The sequence below is a fragment of the Klebsiella grimontii genome (assembly GCF_042137965.1).
Lineage (GTDB): Bacteria > Pseudomonadota > Gammaproteobacteria > Enterobacterales > Enterobacteriaceae > Klebsiella > Klebsiella grimontii.
In genome coordinates this window covers 3241012-3258512 of sequence record NZ_CP169721.1, presented here as the reverse complement: position 1 = coordinate 3258512, position 17501 = coordinate 3241012, and the positions used below count along the sequence as shown (strand labels likewise).

The 17501-nt window shown below is 56.6% G+C and carries 19 protein-coding genes; 5 read left to right on the top strand and 14 right to left on the bottom strand.

Annotation, left to right across the window (positions count from 1 at the left end; genetic code table 11):
- The first annotated feature begins 183 nt into the window (after window positions 1-183).
- On the top strand, window positions 184-423 hold the full coding sequence (gene cedA / locus ACE3MN_RS15360) for a cell division activator CedA (RefSeq protein WP_251883762.1): 240 nt from the start codon (window positions 184-186) through the stop codon (window positions 421-423).
- Window positions 424-497: 74 nt separating this feature from the next.
- Here cedA and ACE3MN_RS15355 read toward each other — a convergent pair whose 3' ends face one another.
- The 4 genes from ACE3MN_RS15355 to hxpB form a co-directional block, all read right to left on the bottom strand.
- On the bottom strand, window positions 498-1889 hold the full coding sequence (locus ACE3MN_RS15355; protein WP_004138198.1) for an L-cystine transporter: 1392 nt from the start codon (window positions 1887-1889) through the stop codon (window positions 498-500).
- Between the two features lie 134 nt (window positions 1890-2023).
- A complete protein-coding gene (locus tag ACE3MN_RS15350) occupies window positions 2024-2614 on the bottom strand; it encodes a metal-dependent hydrolase (protein ID WP_004138197.1) in 591 nt (196 codons plus the stop codon).
- Between the two features lie 91 nt (window positions 2615-2705).
- A complete protein-coding gene (gene kduD / locus ACE3MN_RS15345; protein WP_024359439.1) occupies window positions 2706-3467 on the bottom strand; it encodes a 2-dehydro-3-deoxy-D-gluconate 5-dehydrogenase KduD in 762 nt (253 codons plus the stop codon).
- Window positions 3468-3615: 148 nt separating this feature from the next.
- Window positions 3616-4284 carry a hexitol phosphatase HxpB gene (gene hxpB / locus ACE3MN_RS15340; RefSeq protein ID WP_134878491.1) on the bottom strand — a complete coding sequence of 223 codons (669 nt, stop codon included), beginning with the start codon at window positions 4282-4284 and terminating at the stop codon, window positions 3616-3618.
- A gap of 130 nt (window positions 4285-4414) precedes the next feature.
- Here hxpB and ACE3MN_RS15335 point away from each other — a divergent pair, with 130 nt between their 5' ends.
- Window positions 4415-4951, top strand: a complete 537-nt coding sequence (locus ACE3MN_RS15335; protein WP_064342501.1) for a YniB family protein — start codon at window positions 4415-4417, stop codon at window positions 4949-4951.
- Window positions 4952-4983: 32 nt separating this feature from the next.
- Here ACE3MN_RS15335 and yciA read toward each other — a convergent pair whose 3' ends face one another.
- The 4 genes from yciA to ACE3MN_RS15315 form a co-directional block, all read right to left on the bottom strand.
- Entirely contained in the window at window positions 4984-5382 is a 399-nt protein-coding gene (yciA, locus tag ACE3MN_RS15330; RefSeq protein ID WP_004121302.1) for an acyl-CoA thioester hydrolase YciA, read from the bottom strand.
- A gap of 99 nt (window positions 5383-5481) precedes the next feature.
- The gene (locus ACE3MN_RS15325; protein ID WP_004138183.1) at window positions 5482-7662 is read right to left on the bottom strand and encodes a TonB-dependent siderophore receptor; all 2181 of its coding nucleotides are present in this window, start codon (window positions 7660-7662) and stop codon (window positions 5482-5484) included.
- A 230-nt stretch (window positions 7663-7892) separates the two neighbouring features.
- A complete protein-coding gene (locus ACE3MN_RS15320; RefSeq protein WP_004101360.1) occupies window positions 7893-8432 on the bottom strand; it encodes a septation protein A in 540 nt (179 codons plus the stop codon).
- A gap of 52 nt (window positions 8433-8484) precedes the next feature.
- A complete protein-coding gene (locus ACE3MN_RS15315) occupies window positions 8485-9228 on the bottom strand; it encodes a YciC family protein (RefSeq protein WP_004121298.1) in 744 nt (247 codons plus the stop codon).
- 313 nt (window positions 9229-9541) lie between these two features.
- Here ACE3MN_RS15315 and ompW point away from each other — a divergent pair, with 313 nt between their 5' ends.
- Window positions 9542-10180, top strand: a complete 639-nt coding sequence (gene ompW / locus ACE3MN_RS15310; RefSeq protein WP_004121296.1) for an outer membrane protein OmpW — start codon at window positions 9542-9544, stop codon at window positions 10178-10180.
- 97 nt (window positions 10181-10277) lie between these two features.
- Here ompW and ACE3MN_RS15305 read toward each other — a convergent pair whose 3' ends face one another.
- Complete coding sequence (locus tag ACE3MN_RS15305) at window positions 10278-10523, bottom strand: YmjA family protein (protein ID WP_004139568.1); 246 nt, start codon at window positions 10521-10523, stop codon at window positions 10278-10280.
- Between the two features lie 214 nt (window positions 10524-10737).
- Entirely contained in the window at window positions 10738-11442 is a 705-nt protein-coding gene (locus tag ACE3MN_RS15300) for an SDR family NAD(P)-dependent oxidoreductase (RefSeq protein ID WP_004139565.1), read from the bottom strand.
- Between the two features lie 121 nt (window positions 11443-11563).
- On the opposite strand from ACE3MN_RS15300, the gene ACE3MN_RS15295 reads away from it, so the two are divergent.
- Window positions 11564-12463 carry a LysR family transcriptional regulator gene (locus tag ACE3MN_RS15295; protein ID WP_154975583.1) on the top strand — a complete coding sequence of 300 codons (900 nt, stop codon included), beginning with the start codon at window positions 11564-11566 and terminating at the stop codon, window positions 12461-12463.
- Window positions 12464-12617: 154 nt separating this feature from the next.
- Here the strand turns inward: ACE3MN_RS15295 and ACE3MN_RS15290 are convergent, their stop codons facing one another.
- Window positions 12618-13565 carry a zinc-binding alcohol dehydrogenase family protein gene (locus ACE3MN_RS15290; protein ID WP_154975584.1) on the bottom strand — a complete coding sequence of 316 codons (948 nt, stop codon included), beginning with the start codon at window positions 13563-13565 and terminating at the stop codon, window positions 12618-12620.
- A gap of 77 nt (window positions 13566-13642) precedes the next feature.
- Between ACE3MN_RS15290 and ACE3MN_RS15285 the strand changes: the two genes are divergently transcribed.
- Window positions 13643-14098: a MarR family winged helix-turn-helix transcriptional regulator gene (locus ACE3MN_RS15285; protein WP_082237252.1), complete on the top strand. Its 456-nt coding sequence runs from the start codon at window positions 13643-13645 to the stop codon at window positions 14096-14098.
- A 32-nt stretch (window positions 14099-14130) separates the two neighbouring features.
- Here the strand turns inward: ACE3MN_RS15285 and trpA are convergent, their stop codons facing one another.
- From trpA to trpCF, 3 genes are read right to left on the bottom strand one after another with little or no spacing between them, the layout of a single operon-like run.
- A complete protein-coding gene (trpA, locus tag ACE3MN_RS15280) occupies window positions 14131-14940 on the bottom strand; it encodes a tryptophan synthase subunit alpha (RefSeq protein ID WP_004121283.1) in 810 nt (269 codons plus the stop codon).
- Window positions 14940-16133, bottom strand: coding sequence for a tryptophan synthase subunit beta (gene trpB / locus ACE3MN_RS15275; RefSeq protein WP_004139553.1), 1194 nt, complete (start codon window positions 16131-16133; stop codon window positions 14940-14942). The genes trpA and trpB overlap by 1 nt, the downstream gene beginning before the upstream one ends.
- A gap of 9 nt (window positions 16134-16142) precedes the next feature.
- On the bottom strand, window positions 16143-17501 hold the full coding sequence (gene trpCF, locus ACE3MN_RS15270) for a bifunctional indole-3-glycerol-phosphate synthase TrpC/phosphoribosylanthranilate isomerase TrpF (protein WP_049085461.1): 1359 nt from the start codon (window positions 17499-17501) through the stop codon (window positions 16143-16145).

Below are 17501 nucleotides of genomic sequence, written 5' to 3'. Positions count from 1 at the left end.
TTTCATTACTGAAAATGGTCATTGCTAAACCAAAACCCTTCTAATTGTAGAACATCATTTCAAGAACATATTTTTATAAGAGTTTTGCTACTAAAGGGCCGCAAGCAGGGGGCGACGAAAGGGGGCGCTTTCGGCTATGATAAGGGTTTCCGTTTCCCGTTGTGTTTAGTGAATTTATTTGTGATGAAACCACTTCGCCAACAAAATCGTCAGGTCATTAGCTACGTGCCTCGAGTGGAGCCTGCGCCGCCGGAACACGCCGTCAAAATGGATGGTTTTCGCGACGTCTGGGCTCTGCGGGGTAAGTACGTTGCCTTTGTGCTGATCGATGAACACTTTCGCCGTTCCCCACCGTTTAACGTGCCGGAAGCGGCGCAGCGCTGGGCGACGCAAATGAGGCAGGAAGGCGAAATTGACGACTGAGGCTGCAGGGGAAATAAAAAAACCGCTGATATTTCAGCGGTTTTTTGTTTTGATAACCTGAAGATGGCATCAGCTTAGCGGTGCGCCAGCTCGGCATCTTCTTCGCTATCGAGAATAGTTTTATCGGTTTGACGCAGCCACTGGCTGGTCAGGGTACCGGCGGTCATAGACCCGCTCACGTTCAGCGCGGTACGGCCCATATCGATGAGCGGCTCCACCGAGATCAGCAGCGCCACCAGCGTGACAGGCAGGCCCATCGCTGGCAGGACGATCAGGGCGGCAAAGGTCGCGCCGCCGCCTACGCCCGCGACGCCGGCGGAGCTGACGGTCACGATGCCTACCAGCGTTGCAATCCACAGCGGATCGAGCGGGTTGATACCGACGGTTGGCGCGACCATTACCGCCAGCATCGCCGGATAAAGACCCGCGCAGCCGTTCTGGCCGATGGTGGCGCCGAACGAGGCGGAGAAGCTGGCGATAGACTCCGGCACGCCCAGACGACGCGTTTGCGCTTCCACGTTCAGCGGAATCGACGCGGCGCTGGAGCGGCTGGTAAAGGCGAAGGTCAGCACCGGCCAGACTTTACGGAAGTACTTCAGCGGGCTCACGCCGTTCACCGCCAGCAGCAGACCGTGCACCACGAACATGATGCCCAGACCAATATAAGAGGCGATAACGAAGCTGCCGAGCTTGATGATGTCCTGCAGGTTAGAGCCCGCAACCACCTTGGTCATCAGCGCTAGTACGCCGTACGGCGTTAACTGCATCACCAGGCGTACCAGCTTCATCACCCAGCTCTGCAGCGTGTCGATGGCGGTGAGTACGCGCTGGCCTTTCGCTACGTCATCTTTCAGCAGCTTCAGCGCCGCGACGCCGAGGAACGCAGCGAAGATAACGACGCTGATAATCGATGTCGGGTTCGCGCCGGTCAGATCGGCAAACGGGTTTTTCGGCACAAAAGAGAGGATCAGCTGCGGGACGCTCAGGTCCGCGACTTTACCGGCGTAGTTGCTCTGAATGGCGTTGAGGCGGGCGGTTTCCGCGCTGCCCTGAACCAGACCTTCGGCGGTGAGGCCAAACATATTGGTCACCAGTACCCCGACCAGCGCCGCAATCAGCGTAGTGAACAGCAGGGTACCGATGCTGAGGAAGCTGATTTTACCCAGCTGCGAAGCATTGTGCAGACGGGCCACCGCGCTCAAAATCGAGGCGAAAACCAGCGGCATGACGATCATCTGTAGCAGCTGAACATAGCCGTTACCGACGATATTGAACCACTGGATAGAGTCCTTCAGCACCTGGCTGTCGGAACCATAGATAAGCTGTAGCGCCAGGCCGAAAACCACGCCGATAACCAGACCGACCAGCACTTTTTTAGCGAGGCTCCACTGTTTATGCCGGGTTTGGGCCAGCGCCAACAGTAAAACCGCGAACACGACAACGTTCGCTATTAATGGAAAGTTCATCCCCGTTCTCCTGATAACTTTTATAACCGGGTTGGTCAATAACCAACTCTTATGACGGCAAGGGTAGCAGAAGGCGTAATTCGTTACTTATATTCAAATGGAATTGATTATAACTAATTGATTAATTCGCTGGTTTATCGCCCAGACTGGTGGCTAATAAAGCGATTAAAGGTAGTTTGCAGCGAATTAATCATATCCGATGACCAGCGAACGGCGCTGTTTTCGGCAACGTTTTGCGGCATCCACACGGCATAGATGAACAGCGCCATGCACAGCGCGCGCTCCAGCTGGTTGCCCTTGCGCGGCGCGAGGAGGGGCAGACGAAAACGCCAGCGGCAGGGCCAGAGCAGCGGAACGCCCGCTGGGGTGAGCATGTCGGCGAGAATATGGCTGAGATAGCCCAGAACCAGACCCTGAACCGCATCTGCCGGAACTATCCAGCTTTCCGGCACTTTCAATGAGAAAATCGCGACCGCGCCAAAAACCACCAGCAGGCTATGGGTGAAGCCGCGATGGCCGAAGGCGCGCGCTATCGGTTTTGATATCCAGCTTAAGCGCTGGCCGAGAAATGACTTCGGGTGATCGATATCCGGCAGCAGACAGGTCAGGATGGCGGAAGGAACAATATGCCACCAGTCGCCCTGGGCCAGCACGGGCGTTAATTCCGCATTTTTCGCAAATACCGCGCAGGCGATAGAAAAGAGGAGGTGGCCTTCCGCCGTCATGATAAAAACCCTAAACTGTCAATTCATACAGTATAGGGTTTTTATACAGTGTGCGAAAGAGGTGACGGTGTAACTCTTTGTCACAAAATCATCAGCGCGCCAGCCAGCCGCCATCCACCGCCAGGGTATAGCCGCTGATGTAATCCGCCGCCCTGGAGGCGAGGAAGACGACCGGCCCCTGGAGATCATCCGCAACCCCCCAGCGCCCGGCCGGAATACGGTCGAGGATCGCTTTGCTACGCTCGGCGTCATCGCGCAGCTGTTGGGTATTATTGGTCGCCATATACCCCGGCGCAATCGCGTTAACGTTGATGCGATGCCCGGCCCATTCGTTGGCCATCAGGCGGGTAATGCCCAGTACGCCGCTTTTTGACGCGGTGTAGGATGGCACCCGAATACCGCCCTGAAACGAGAGCATTGAGGCAATGTTCACGATTTTCCCGCCGTCACCCTGCTGGATAAACTGCCGGGCGACCGCCTGCGAAAGGAAGAACACCGACTTCAGATTCAGATTCATCACGTCGTCCCAGTCCTTTTCGCTAAAGGAGAGCGCATCGGCGCGACGGATGGTTCCCGCATTGTTGACCAGAATATCGATCCGGCCCATGGCGGCCACGGCCTGAGTCACTATGTCTTCAATCTCATCCTGCCGGCTCAGATCGGCCTGGATAGCGGTAAAGCGGCGGCCCAGCGCCTGGACCTTTTCTGCGGTTTCATGGGGGATCCGGCGATTCACGCCGACGATATCGCACCCGGCCTGCGCAAGGCCTAACGTCATTCCCTGGCCCAGCCCGGTATCACAACCCGTCACGATGGCGACCTTGCCCGCAAGGTCAAAGGCGTTCAGTACCATATGCACCTCTGTATGCTGATTTCATGCGTCAAATAACGCCGTTGAGATAAGCATAGAGGGCGGAAGAGGAAAAAACAATTAAAAATGAAACGGTGTTTTATTTTTGTGAGGATGGGATGATGCCGCTCTCCCATCATCACCGGCAGGATTAACCGAGCAGGTCGCCCGGCGTGAGGGACTCAAGCGTAGCAAGCTTCACGTCAGCCAGCACGAAGCGCGGGTCGCGGCTGTTTTCCGCTTCCGGTACCACGATAGACCGCATCCGCGCTGCTTTGCTGGCAATCATACCGTTGACCGAGTCTTCCAGCGCCACGCAGTTCATTGGGCTGACGCCAAGACTGGCGGCGCAGTTCAGATACACCTGCGGATGCGGTTTGCTGAACGGCAGCATTTCGGCGGAAGCGAGGGCGTCAAACTGGTCGCGCAGTTCAAACATGGTGAGGACTTTTTCCAGCATCCGCAGCGGCGATGCCGACGCGAGGCCGATTTTTAGCCCCTGGGCTTTGCACAATGCCACCGCCTGGCGCGCGCCGGGGAGAAGCGGACGCGCTTCTTCCACCAGCTGGATGGCGCGATTGATGATCCGCGCGGTGACTTCCGCGCGATCCGGGCCTTTCCACGGCTGCTGGGCAAACCACAGGTCGACGACTAAATCGATGCGTAGCCCCAGAATATCCGGCATTTCATGGCGGCGTCTGATATCCACCCCCAGGCTTGCCATCACCTCCAGCTCTGCTTTATCCCACAGCGGCTCGGAATCAATCAGTAAACCATCCATATCAAAAATCGCGGCGTGAATCTGGCGCCTGGCTGACATAAGTCCCTCTCCTTGTAGCGTAAATAGATAACGAATCGGCACTCATGGTATATCATACCGCGCATTATTGGGCGAAATTCGCCGACGAAGGTAGACTTAGAGTGGATAGGCGTCTTAACAAGGGGAACCCATGACGTATCAACAAGCTGGACGCGTTGCAGTACTTAAACGTATTTTGGGGTGGGTGGTATTTATCCCGGCGGTTATCTCGACGCTGATTTCCGTGCTGAAGTTTATGTACGAGCACAGTGAGAAAAAACCGGGCATTGACGCGGTGATGATGGACTTCGCTCATGTGATGATTGAGATGATGCGTTTTAATACGCCGTTCCTCAATTTCTTCTGGTACAACTCGCCGCTGCCGGACTTTAAGCACGGTATGAACATTGGCTTCTGGGTCATCTATATTCTGGTGTTTGTCGGCATGGCGCTGCAGGCGTCCGGGGCGCGGATGGGGCGCCAGGCGAAATTTCTGCGCGAAGGCGTGGAGGATCAGCTGATTCTGGAGCAGGCGAAAGGGGCCGAAGGGCTGACGCGCGAGCAAATCTCCGAACGCGTGGTGGTGCCGCGTCATACCATCCTGGTGCAGTATTTTCCGCTTTACGTTTTGCCGGTGGTCATTATTGTACTGGGCTACTTCTTCTTCTCTTTACTCGGTTTTCTGTAAACGATCGGCCCGGTTGTGCCGGGCCGGCTGCATTACAGGGCGGGCAGGGCGCGAGGCTTGCCCTGATTATCCACCGCGACGTAGATAAACAGCGCTTCGGTCGCTTTATAGCGCTGGCCGATAGGCTCAGACGATACTTTCTTGACCCACACTTCCATATTAATGGTTATCGACGTGTTGCCGCGCTTCACGCAGTTGGCGTAGCAGCATACGACATCGCCAACCGCCACCGGGCGTAAAAAGGTCATGCCGTCGACGCGGACGGTCACGACGCGGCCGTGGGCAATCTCTTTGGCCATAATGGCGCCGCCAATATCCATCTGCGACATCAGCCAGCCGCCGAAAATATCGCCGTTAGCGTTGGTGTCCGCCGGCATCGCCAGGGTGCGTAAAACCAATTCGCCCTTCGGCGCAAGATCTGTTGTTGTCATTCTATACTCTGTACTAGTCAAAGATGATCAGGCGCGATGCTACTATGAAAATGGCGTCGAGAGAATAGGGAATACGCCCGCGATAGCGGGCGTGAAGGGTCAGAAGGAGATCGTGACGCCAGCGTAGTAGGCGCGGCCTGGTTCGTTATAGGTCGAAGCCCCTTCGTTTTCACGATAAATTTGCTTATCGAACAGGTTGCTAATCCCGGCGTTCAGGCGCAGATCTTTCATTAGCTGATAGTTGCCGCCGATACCCACCACGGAATAAGATCCAACTTCATTGGTGGCCAGCACCCCGTTTTCATTACGAATTTCCGCATATTCGCGCGGTTTCTGCCGACCGTACAGGGTCCAGTTGACGTTCGCCGAAAACTTACTGGTCACCTGCCAGTCAAGCAGGGTATTGATGGTGTATTTCGGAATTACGGACAGCGGGTTTCCGGTATCTTTGTTTTCCGATTTGATCATATAAGTGGCGTTGGTGCGCCAGCTGAGCGTATCGGCAATAACCGGAACCAGCAGCGTGCCTTCAAGGCCTTCGACGACCGCTTTCCCGCCGTTCTCCCACTGCAGGATATTCGCTCCGCTGGCGGTATTACCCAGCACCTCGGTGCCGGAGACAATCTTGTTTTTGTAATCGTTGCGGAACCAGGTGACGCCAGCGTTGTAACCGTTGAGATTAAACTCAAGACCAATCTCTTTATTGATACTGATTTCCGGGTCGAGATCCGGGTTACCCAAAAGATAGCAGTTGCCATCGGCAATACTTATCGGGCAGCCGTTTCCGCGCGTAGAAAGCAGGTAGCCTTCGCTCGACTGATACAGATTCGGCGCTTTAAACTCGCGGGCAATACCTGCTTTGACCTTAAACATATCCCCCAGATCCTGCGACAGGTTCAGACTCGGGCTCCAGTTGCTGCCGAAGTCGTTATGGTAGTCGAAGCGCAGACCCGGGATAATATTGGTGCCCGGCGTTGCCTCAATATTGTCTTCGAGATAGATACCGGTCAGCGTGGCGCTGTTCTTGGGGCTGCGTTGTGAAGGATCGCCGGACACCCCGGGGAGCGCATCCGTGGTGGTGGTGGCCTGCATGGACGCCGGATCGTTCAGCTCATCGCGATTCCACTCCATGCCCAGCGTCAGGGTCTGTTCAGCGAGCCAGTTGAAGGGGAGATTCACCTCGGCGGTTGAGCGCCACGACTCCAGGCGGCTGGTGTCATAAACATCGCTATTGATCATCCCTTCCACGCGACCGGTAGTACCCTCCTGCAGGCGGGTATTGTTGGTTTTTTCGTAGTAGACGCCCGCCTTCGACTGGCCCCAGTCCCAGATCCCGTTATAGGTCAGCCCCCAGGTCTGTCGATACATCCGGTTTGTTTCCTGACCGTAGAGGGTATCCACCAGGCCATTGGGGCTCATATTACTGTTGCTATACTGGGTATCGCCGGCATAGATATTGCCCTGCCGGCTATAGGCGTAGCTAAAATCGATAATCTGCTGCGGCGTGACTTTCCACGACAGCAGGGCGTTAATATCTTTGTTGCGCACACCTTCGCGGCCCGCGGCATAAGATCCATTTTGCGCGCGGTTAATATCCCAGGCGTCGGGTTCGGTTTTGTTAATGTTGCCGTATAAACGCATGGTCAGGGCATCCCCGGCCAGCGGTCCGTTGAGGTTGAAATTAGCCCGGTTAGTGGAGCCTTCTTTGTTATTTTCCGGCTGATTGGTATAGAGCGAGAGCGAGCCGTGCCAGTCGTTGGTGGGGCGTTTGGTGATGATATTGACCACGCCGCCCGCGGCGCCTGAGCCGTAGCGCGCTGCGGCAGGGCCGCGCAGAACTTCAATGCGTTCCACCATTTCCGGCGGCACCCAGTTGCTGTCGCCGCGGGTATCGCGCTCGCCGCGCCAGCTATAGCGCACAGAATTGCGGGAAGTGACGGGCACGCCATCAATAAGGATCAGCGTGTTTTCCGGCCCCATACCGCGAATATCTATTTGACGATTGTTGCCGCGGCTGCCGCTGGCGCTGTTGCCGGTCAGGTTTACGCCGGGCATTTTACGAATAATTTCTGAGAGGTCGTTAACCGGCGGATCTTTGGCGATATCTTCCGCGGTGATGATCGAGACGCCCGGCTGCTGCTTCAGCGCCTCTTCGGCGGTTCCCCGTACCACCATGGTTTCGGTATCCTGCTCCACTTCTTCGGCAAAGCCAGCCGGACTGAACAAGCCTGCGATGGCCAGAGCGAGGGGAGTGGTTATGTGCTGTTTCTGCGGTCTCATGATAAATATCCCTATAAAAGCGGGTGAAATTGAGATCGAGAATATCAATGATAATAATTATCATTACAATAACACTGCGTTAATCTCCACAAAATCCTCACATTTGCCGCAACTTTCCGTGATCCGGCAGATATCATGAAGAAAACGGTTTTTTAATCCTGTTCAGAGAGCATAACAGTAGATCAAGGGGGGAGACGGCACGCAGAGCTGCGTGCCGGGAGAATGGCAGCTTAGTGATTGTCGTCCTGCGGCATATGGCGATAGATATAAACGCCGCTCAGCAGGGTGAAGACCAGCGTCAGCGCGGTCAGGCCGAAGACCTTGAAGTTGACCCAGATATTCTGCGGCAGCCAGAAAGCGATGTAGATATTCGCCAGCCCGCAAAGAATAAAAAATACCGCCCAGGCCAGATTGAGCCGCGACCACACCTGCTGCGGCAGCGTCAGCTCTTTCCCCAGCATGCGCTGGATCAGCGGTTTTTTCATCACCCACTGGCTAAACAGCAGCGCGCTGGCGAACAGCACGTAGATAACCGTTACCTTCCATTTAATAAACTCGTCGTTATGGAAGAAGATAGTCAATCCGCCGAATACGGCGACCAGGACGAAGGTAATGAGCGCCATTTTTTCGACTTTGCGATAGCGTACCCAGCTGTAGATCAGCACGATGGCGGTGGCGATAATCAGCGCGGTTGTCGCGGCGTAAATATCATATAGCTTGTAGAATGCGAAGAAGACTACCAGCGGTAAAAAATCCAGAAACTGCTTCATACATCGATTCCGTCGTTCAGATCGGGGCAGAAATAGCCCGCCCCGGATTAAGTTAGTTGCGAATAAGCATATACAAGCGGAATAAATAGATCAGCAACAATGCAGAGATCAGATTACTGAGGGTATTTATTACCACCGCGCCAACGTTCGGCGTCAGGACCGCGAAGCTCGATGCAAACAGCAGCAGCAGCGTTTTCGCCAGCAGCCAGCCGATAATCGCCGGCGCCACCAGACGCACGTTGGCCCAGGCCAGACGCATACTGCCACGCATGGCGCTGAAAATGCCGATTTTATCCTGCACCAGCATAACCGGTGCGAAAGAGAGCACGATAGCCAGCAGGACGCCAGGCACCACCACCAGCATCATCCCCATCTGCACGATAAACGTCGTCAGCAGGATCAGCAGCAGCAGCTTTGGCAGCACCGGCGCGGAAGCGCCGATCGCGCGAAGGGCGCTGACCCGCTGACCGGCGGAGATCATTTGAATCATGAGCAGAACGCCGCCGGCAAGGATGGCGTTGCCTACAAGACCGGAGAAAGTGGAGGCCGCGGAGGCTCGCAGCAGGATTTGCTGCTGCTCAGGCGTCATGCTCTGAACCAGTTCAAACAGCCCGCCGCTACCCGCCAGGCTATCGCCCTGGCTTAATATCGACAGCTGTTCTTCACTGGGTGAAAAGGCATGGCCAAGTACTACCGTAATGAACGCGCATAGCAGCGCAATCAGTAGGATAGTAACGAACTGATTGCGGAAAAAGTTCCCGGTGTCACGGTAGACGGACTTTGCCGTGATAGACATGCATTCTCCTTGAGTATTGCAGGTGTTAACTAGCCGGCGATTGTACCGCAAATCGCGGCTGGGTAGCAGTCTCTGCTGCTGCGCGCTAAGTATATCTTTGTAAATAGAAGAGGAAATCAGCGAAGCGCTGTCTGGAGGACCATAATGGAAGAAACTTGATACCACACGCTTATCACTGATTGTATTGAGAAAGTGAAAATTAATCTGGATCAATAAATGTTAAATTTGCCGACTTAATGTGATCTATGTTGGATCAAACATACCTCTTTGTATGTATATTCTTGCGCTGAATAACCATAATGAGGAAGTGGGTATGAAAAAGTTAGCAGCGGCGGTTGTTATTCTGAGCAGTCTTTCCGGCAGCAGCGTCTGGGCGCATGAAGCCGGTGAATTTTTTATTCGCGCGGGTTCGGCCACGGTCAGGCCGACCGAAGGCGCGGGCGGTACGTTAGGCAGCCTGGGGGGCTTTAACGTCAGCAACAATACGCAACTGGGTCTGACATTCACCTATATGGCAACCGATAACATAGGCGTTGAACTGCTGGCCGCCACGCCGTTCCGGCATAAAGTCGGGACCGCGGCAACCGGCAATATTGCGACCGTTCACCATTTACCGCCGACGTTAATGGCGCAGTGGTACTTTGGCGATTCGAGCAGCAAACTGCGTCCTTACATTGGCGCGGGTATCAACTACACGACCTTCTTCGATGAGAGCGTGAACGATACGGGTAAAAAAACCGGTATCTCTGACCTGAGCCTGAAAGACTCCTGGGGAGCGGCAGGGCAGGTGGGGATGGACTATCTGATTAACCGCGACTGGCTGATTAACATGTCGGTGTGGTACATGGATATCGACACCACCGCCAACTATAAGCTGGCGGGCGCGCAGCAGCACGACAGTATTCGTCTGGATCCGTGGGTGTTTATGTTCTCTGCGGGATACCGGTTCTAAAGTCCCGGATAAAGCTGGTCGCAATGACCAGCTTTATTACGCTTTCTGACGCGTGGCGGATTTGCTTAAGCCTCCCCCGGAGCGGCTGCAGTAACGGCTACTCATTACCCCATTTATTCAGAAATACCGCGATATCATCAATGCGCTGGCGATCGATGCCCGCTTGTACGGCCATCTCTCCCTGCGCTTGCTCGCTGATTTCTTCGTTATTCATCAGGCGAGTAATCAACAGCTGGAAATAGCGCGCCAGAGGATCGCGTTCCGACTCGCTGACGGGCTCAGCGGACTCGGTCGAATACTCATCCGCAATGTCGTAATATTTCAGTGGTACTTCCTCGTGCATAAATCGCTCCCCGATTGACGTTGTGCCTGCATTTTCTGGCCTGAATAATATCACTCCTGCCGGGCTTTAGCTCAGGAACGACCAGAAAAACGCATGCCGAGCCCACACCATACGCAACGGGCGCGGAAACTCCCCGTCATCGGGGGTAATAGCGTAAAAAGCCAAAATTGACTGCCATGAACCCGTCTGCAGGCCGTCAATACGCATAGACTTATCACCACGGCACGCGACATCCTCGATAATCCAGATACTCTAATCCGGGGCGGTTTTGTTTTTCCAGCAGGACGTTCACCAGCGAGGGGATGGTCTCGGCAATGGTGAGTGGGGCATTCTCGCCGCCGAGGGCCGTGCGGATCCAGCCCGGCGCCATGACCACCAGGGGATGCGATACGCAGGCAGGGCGGGCGGCAAAACTGCGCATAAACATATTCAGCGCGGCTTTACTCCCGCGATACAGCTCGCGCTGTCCGCCGGTATTATTGCTCAAACTGCCTTGTCCTGAAGACATAACGCCAATCAGCCCCTGCGGCAACACGACATCTTGCAGGCTTTCTATTACCCGCATCGGCGCGAGCGCGTTGGTCAACATGACATGAATAAACTCTTCCGTCGCGATTTCGCCGATGGTTTGTGTCGGATCGCGGTTGGTGGTGCCCGCGTTGACGAACAGCATATCCAGTACGTTATCGCTAAGCGTTTCGCGCAGCGCCGCGATCCCGTCATTATCACAAATATCCAGCGCCTCAATACGAACCCGTCCAGGATACGCCCGGGCCAGATGATGCAGCGGCGTGGTTTGCGAGAGATCGCGCACGGTGCCGATGACCTGCCAGCCATGCAGCAGAAACTGTTCAGCCATGGCGTGCCCAAGCCCGCGTGAAGCGCCCGCGATCAATACTGTTTTAGTGGAAGCGGCCATGGGTATCACTCCGGCGTAAATAAATGATGGGATAAATATAGGCCGGTGCTGTAGCAGGCGGAAGGCGCAGCATTTGCAATAATAAAGTGCATCAGACGCCCTATCCCGGAGTGGAGAAAAGATGACCGATCCCGATTTTAATTTACTGACTGCGCTGGATGTACTGTTGAGCGAGAAGAGCGTTGCCGGGGCGGCAAAGCGGCTTGAGCTTAGCGCGTCGGCGATGAGCCGCGCGCTGGCGCGCTTACGGCAGGTAACCGGCGACCCGCTACTGGTCAGGGCCGGGCGAAAAATGGTGCTGACTCCCCATGCGGAAAGTCTGCAGGCGCGGGCAAAAAACGTCGTCACTGAGATGCGCGCGGTGCTCAACGCTTCGCCTGCGCCGCTGAGTTTATCGACCCTTGAGAAGCGATTTACGTTACGTACCAATGAGGGATTTATAGACGTTTTTGGTCCGGCGCTGGTGAACGCTGTCGCACGAGAAGCGCCGGGCGTGACGCTCGAGTTTGTCGCGAAGCCGGAGAAAGATGCCCGATTTTTACGCGAGGGGCGGGTGGACCTGGAAATTGGCGTACTGGAAAACATGGGGCCTGAGATCCGCCTGCAGGCGCTGTTTCGCGATCGCTTTGTCGCCGCACTGGCAAAAAACCACCCGTTAGCCGCCTTTGCCGAACTGTCGCGAGAACAATTTGTTTCCGTAGGGCACGTCATAGCCTCCCGTCGCGGGGCGATCCGCGGGCCGGTTGATGAAGCGCTGGCGACATATGGAATGAGCCGCAGAATTGCCGCGGTGGTGCCTGCGTTTTCCGCCGCGCTGGCCGTTGCCCGGGATGCTGAACTTATCGCCGTTGTCCCGGCCTCCTGCCTGCAGAGCGCGGCGGGAAAAGAGATGATCGGTTTTCCCCTCCCGGTGAGCACGCCGGAGATAACGGTGTCACAAATGTGGCATCCTCGCCAGGAGCATGAATTAGCGCATCGCTGGCTAAGGCAGCTGGTGCGCAGAGAGTGTCGGCAGCCATAAAAAAAGCCCGCACAAGTGCGGGCAAAAATACTGGAAGCAATGTGAGCAATGTCGTACCGAATACCTGAGTTGTTTACTCAACTACTCGGTAATGAGAAAGATAATATTTCTCATTTAAGATATCAACCCCAACTTTTGTGCGGAAGCGTTTTTTTTAATCGACGATAAAAACGGTGCGCTTCTGGCTGTTATCCTGCGGCCATGCCGCGGCGACCTCGCGAAGCGGCCGGGGAGTGGTGGCGATGGTAAACCCGCCAGTAACGGCAGCCTGCAGCATTTCCCCGGTAGCGGCCAGCAGCTGGGACACTGAAAGGCTGCCAATACCGCTGCCCATCAGCTGCAGCGGCGCGGAGCGCAGTACCGCGCCGCTGAGCGCGATATCGGCGGCGGAAAGGGAACCGACCTGAATAAAACGTACCGGCGCATTTCCCGGGCTGTGCTTTGCCAGCGCTGGCAGCAAAAGTTCGGCGCTACGTCCCCACAGATAATCGACGACGACATCAATCTGCTGCGCCGCCAGTTCGGCAAACTGCGCCCGCAGGCTCGCCTCATCCTGACTTAAGTTCACGATCGCATCGGCTTCGAGCGCGGCCAGTTTCTCCCCGTTTCGCCCGCAGGCTATCACTTTTCTGGCGCCCAGAAAGCGGGCGATTTGCACCGCCAGCTGACCGGCGCTGCCCGTGGCGCCGTTGATCAATACGGTTTCGCCCGCTTTCAACCCGCCGCGCTTGACCAGCGCCGCCCAGGCCGACATACCCGGATTAGCCATTGCGGCGGCAGTGATATCGTCCAGTTCATCCGGCAGCGGCAGACAGTGGTTTAGGGCGACGGGAGCCCACTGCGCCATACTGCCCCAGGGCGCGGCGGGGAAGGCGAAATAGACGCGCCGCCCGTCGGGTAGTACGCCGGCGCCATCAATACCCGGGACAAAAGGCAGACGACCATCGAAACTATAATGTTTGCCGGAGGCCCGGCCTTTCACCACATGACTGATGGCGGCGGCGCGAACCTTGACTAACGCCTCACTCTCACCGGCGCGCGGATCGCTAAAATCGGACCAAACCGGCACCTGCTGCAGGTCAAAAACCACGGCTGCTTTCATTGTCTTCTCCCCCTCTGGGATAGTTATGTGTAAAATGCACATATCAGCTAACGGCACTATACTCGGTTAACTAATATATGCAAGATGCACATAATAATTACGACATTAGCGACTTCCACGGCGCGCTGCTCGATATCATCAGCGTGATGAACCAACCGATGCGCGATGAGCAGATACTGCAGGCGGCCGAGGTCCAGCTCGATCGGACTCTCTTTCCGCTACTGGTGGCCGTCGGGCGCAGGGGACCCGTCGGGGTCGTTGAACTGGCGGACAGCCTTGGGCGCGACTACACCACCGTCAGCAGGCAGGTGAAGAAGCTGGAAGCCCAGGAGCTGGCGCGAAAGCAGCCTAATGCGAAAGACCGGCGGATTAGCGAAGTGACGCTCAGCGAAGCGGGCCAGGCGATGATTACACGCATTGCGCAAGCAAGAACGCGGCTGATGAACGAGGTGCTGGCAGGGTGGTCGCAAGATGATGTGCTGGCGCTGTTTCGTCTGACGCGCAAATATGCCGACTGCTTGCAGCAGAAATAGCCGCCCGGCGCGGGACCGGGCGGCGGACGCGCTTAGGCTGCTTTGGTGGCGGCCTTCAGACTTTGCGCAAAGGCTTTCAGTTCGGCGAGCATAGCCTGCGGGTCGTTCACGTTACGCTCAATGATTTTGACGATGGCAGAGCCGGAAATCGCGCCGGCCGCGCCTGCGTCAATCGCCGCGGTCACCTGCTCCGGCGCCGAGATGCCAAAACCCTGCAGCGGCGGCGCGGCGTGGTACTCGGCCAGTTTTTCAATCAGATGATGCAGCGGCAGCGCGGCGCGGTTCTCCGCGCCGGTCACGCCCGCCCGCGACAGCAGGTAGGTATAACCGCGACCGTAAGAGGCGATCTGGCGCAGCAGATCGTCATCGGCATTCGGCGGACAGATGAAAATCGGCGCGATGTTATGGCGCAACGCGGCCTGGCGGAACGGCGCGGACTCTTCCACGGGGACATCGGCGACCAGCACTGAATCGACGCCCGCGCGTTCGCACGCGGCGTAGAATTCATCAATGCCCGGGCTGAAGACCAGGTTGGCGTACATCAGCAGGCCGATTGGGATGGTCGGATGCTTTTGACGAATCGCCGTCAGCATTTCAAAGCACTGGGCGGGCGTGACGCCTGCGGCAAAAGCGCGCAGGGTGGCGTCCTGAATCGTCGGGCCGTCAGCCAGCGGGTCGGAGAAGGGGATGCCCAGCTCCAGCGCGTCGGCGCCCGCTTCAATCAGGGTATCGATAATTTTCAGCGACTGTTCCGGATTCGGATCGCCGAGGGTGACGAAGGGAACAAACGCGCCTTCCCGGCGAGCTTTAAGTTGTGCAAACAGCGTCTCATAACGTTCCATCAGATTTCCCCTCGCGCTTTTAAAATATCGTGTACGGTGAAGATGTCTTTATCGCCGCGGCCGGAGAGGTTAACCACCAGCAGCTGCTCTTTTTCCGGGTTTTCACGCATCATCTTCAGCGCGTGCGCCAGGGCATGGGAGGACTCCAGCGCCGGGATAATCCCCTCATGGCGGGAGAGTTCTTTAAAGGCATCCAGCGCTTCGTCATCGGTAATCGACACATAATCGGCGCGGCCAATGCTGTTCAGATACGCATGCTGCGGCCCCACTGACGGGAAGTCCAGCCCGGCGGAGATGGAGTAGGACTCCTCAATCTGTCCCTCTTCCGTTTGCATCATCGGCGATTTCATACCGAAGTAGATACCCACCCGACCGTGCTTCAGCGGCGCGCCGTGCTCGCCGGACTCAATACCGTGACCCGCGGGCTCCACGCCAATCAGGCCAACGGTGGTTTCGTCGATAAAGTCGGCGAACATGCCGATGGCGTTCGATCCGCCGCCGACGCAGGCGATAACCGCATCCGGCAGACGACCTTCTTTCTCCAGAATCTGCGCTTTGGTCTCTTCGCCAATCATGCGCTGGAATTCACGCACGATGGTCGGGAACGGGTGCGGACCGGCAGCGGTGCCGAGCATATAATGGGCTGTTTCGTAGCTGCCGGACCAGTCGCGCAGGGCTTCATTGCAGGCGTCTTTCAGGGTAGAAGAACCGCTATGTACCGGGATTACTTCCGCACCCATCAGGCGCATGCGGAAAACGTTCGGCGACTGGCGTTCGATGTCCTTAGCGCCCATATAGATACGGCACTTCAGGCCGAGCAGGGCGCTGGCGAGCGCAGAGGCCACGCCGTGCTGGCCGGCGCCGGTTTCGGCGATAATTTCCGTTTTGCCCATCCGTTTCGCCAGCAGCGCCTGGCCGAGCACCTGGTTGGTTTTATGCGCGCCGCCGTGCAGCAGGTCTTCACGCTTGAGATACAGCGTGGTACGGGTGCCTTCGGTAAGGTTACGGCATTTGGTCAGCGCCGTCGGGCGACCGGCGTAGTTTTTCAGCAGGTCGGTAAATTCAGCCTGGAATGCCGGGTCTTTCTGCGCGCTGACGAACGCTTCTTCCAGCTGGCGCAGGGCGGGCATCAGGATCTGCGGAACGTACATCCCGCCGAATTCGCCAAAGTAGGGGTTCAGTAAAGTACTCATTATTGCTCCTTAATATGCGCGCAGCGTTTGAAATACAGAGGACAGCTTGCTGGCATCTTTAATACCCGGCTGCGACTCTACGCCTGAATTAAAATCGAGTCCGGCACAGCCGCTTTTGGCGGCTTCCACACAGTTATCGGCGCCGAGGCCGCCTGCCAGCAGAACGTTACGCAGGTCCTGACCTTGCAGCAGCGACCAGTCGAAACGCTGGCCGGTGCCGCCTTGACCGTTGTCGAATACATATTTATCGACGTGATGCAGATTGCGCTGCGGTAGGGTTTCGCCGACGCTGAGGGCCTTCCAGATTTGCACCGTCGCCGGAAGTTCGGCGCGCAGGGTATCAATATAGGCCTGGTCTTCGCTGCCGTGCAGCTGCACCGCGGCTAAGCTCAGATTTTCCACGCGGGCGACCACTTCCGCCACCGGCGTATTGCGGAACACGCCGACGTAGCTCAGCGGCGCGCTATCGATGACGGCTTTCGCCTGAGCGTCATTCACCGCTCGCGGCGACGTCGGGACAAAAATCAGGCCGCCGTAGATCGCGCCGGATTCATACGCCACCTGGGCATCCTGGGGGCGGGTCAGGCCGCAGACCTTATTCTCGCCGAGCAGCACGCGCTTCACGGCGGCGTTCAGATCGGCGTGCTCCATCAGCGCCGAGCCAATCAGGAAACCGTTGGCGAAGTGGCTTAGTTCACGCACTTCTGCGTAGGTATGGATACCGGACTCGCTGATCACCGTGACCTCATGACCGAGCTTAGGCGCCAGGGTGCGGGTACGGTTGAGGTCAATCGACATATCGCGCAGATCGCGGTTGTTGATGCCGACCACTTTCGCCTTCAGCGCAATCGCGCGCTCCAGCTCCTCTTCATTGCTCACTTCGGTCAGCACGCCCATGTTCAGGCTATGCGCGACGGCGGAGAGCTGGCGATACTGTTCGTCATCCAGCACCGAAAGCATTAGCAGGCAGGCGTCGGCCTGGTAGTAGCGCGCCAGATAAATCTGGTAAGGATCGATGGTGAAGTCCTTACACAAAATCGGCTGCGGCGCGACCTTGCTGACGATCGGCAGAAAGTCGAAGCTGCCCTGGAAATATTTCTCATCGCACAGTACCGAGATCGCCGAGGCGTAGTGCTTGTAGACGCCGGCGATGGCCGCCGGGTCAAAATCATCGCGGATCAGCCCCTTTGATGGCGAGGCCTTTTTGCACTCGAGAATAAACGCGGTGCGGGTTCCGGCGAGGGCGTCGTAAAAATTGCGCTGCGTCGGTACCACTTCATTTTGAAAACTGGCTAACGGTTGTTGTTGTTTGCGGGCTTCTACCCAAATCGCTTTGTCGGCCACGATTTTTGCTAAAACGGTCTGCAT

Bases quoted from the DNA above. Each gene is read 5' to 3' on its own strand.
- cedA (WP_251883762.1), top strand. From the start codon at position 184: ATGAAACCACTTCGCCAACAAAATCGTCAGGTCATTAGCTACGTGCCT.
- ACE3MN_RS15355 (WP_004138198.1), bottom strand. From the start codon at position 1,889: ATGAACTTTCCATTAATAGCGAACGTTGTCGTGTTCGCGGTTTTACTG.
- ACE3MN_RS15350 (WP_004138197.1), bottom strand. From the start codon at position 2,614: ATGACGGCGGAAGGCCACCTCCTCTTTTCTATCGCCTGCGCGGTATTT.
- kduD (WP_024359439.1), bottom strand. From the start codon at position 3,467: ATGGTACTGAACGCCTTTGACCTTGCGGGCAAGGTCGCCATCGTGACG.
- hxpB (WP_134878491.1), bottom strand. From the start codon at position 4,284: ATGTCAGCCAGGCGCCAGATTCACGCCGCGATTTTTGATATGGATGGT.
- ACE3MN_RS15335 (WP_064342501.1), top strand. From the start codon at position 4,415: ATGACGTATCAACAAGCTGGACGCGTTGCAGTACTTAAACGTATTTTG.
- yciA (WP_004121302.1), bottom strand. From the start codon at position 5,382: ATGACAACAACAGATCTTGCGCCGAAGGGCGAATTGGTTTTACGCACC.
- ACE3MN_RS15325 (WP_004138183.1), bottom strand. From the start codon at position 7,662: ATGAGACCGCAGAAACAGCACATAACCACTCCCCTCGCTCTGGCCATC.
- ACE3MN_RS15320 (WP_004101360.1), bottom strand. From the start codon at position 8,432: ATGAAGCAGTTTCTGGATTTTTTACCGCTGGTAGTCTTCTTCGCATTC.
- ACE3MN_RS15315 (WP_004121298.1), bottom strand. From the start codon at position 9,228: ATGTCTATCACGGCAAAGTCCGTCTACCGTGACACCGGGAACTTTTTC.
- ompW (WP_004121296.1), top strand. From the start codon at position 9,542: ATGAAAAAGTTAGCAGCGGCGGTTGTTATTCTGAGCAGTCTTTCCGGC.
- ACE3MN_RS15305 (WP_004139568.1), bottom strand. From the start codon at position 10,523: ATGCACGAGGAAGTACCACTGAAATATTACGACATTGCGGATGAGTAT.
- ACE3MN_RS15300 (WP_004139565.1), bottom strand. From the start codon at position 11,442: ATGGCCGCTTCCACTAAAACAGTATTGATCGCGGGCGCTTCACGCGGG.
- ACE3MN_RS15295 (WP_154975583.1), top strand. From the start codon at position 11,564: ATGACCGATCCCGATTTTAATTTACTGACTGCGCTGGATGTACTGTTG.
- ACE3MN_RS15290 (WP_154975584.1), bottom strand. From the start codon at position 13,565: ATGAAAGCAGCCGTGGTTTTTGACCTGCAGCAGGTGCCGGTTTGGTCC.
- ACE3MN_RS15285 (WP_082237252.1), top strand. From the start codon at position 13,643: ATGCAAGATGCACATAATAATTACGACATTAGCGACTTCCACGGCGCG.
- trpA (WP_004121283.1), bottom strand. From the start codon at position 14,940: ATGGAACGTTATGAGACGCTGTTTGCACAACTTAAAGCTCGCCGGGAA.
- trpB (WP_004139553.1), bottom strand. From the start codon at position 16,133: ATGAGTACTTTACTGAACCCCTACTTTGGCGAATTCGGCGGGATGTAC.
- trpCF (WP_049085461.1), bottom strand. From the start codon at position 17,501: ATGCAGACCGTTTTAGCAAAAATCGTGGCCGACAAAGCGATTTGGGTA.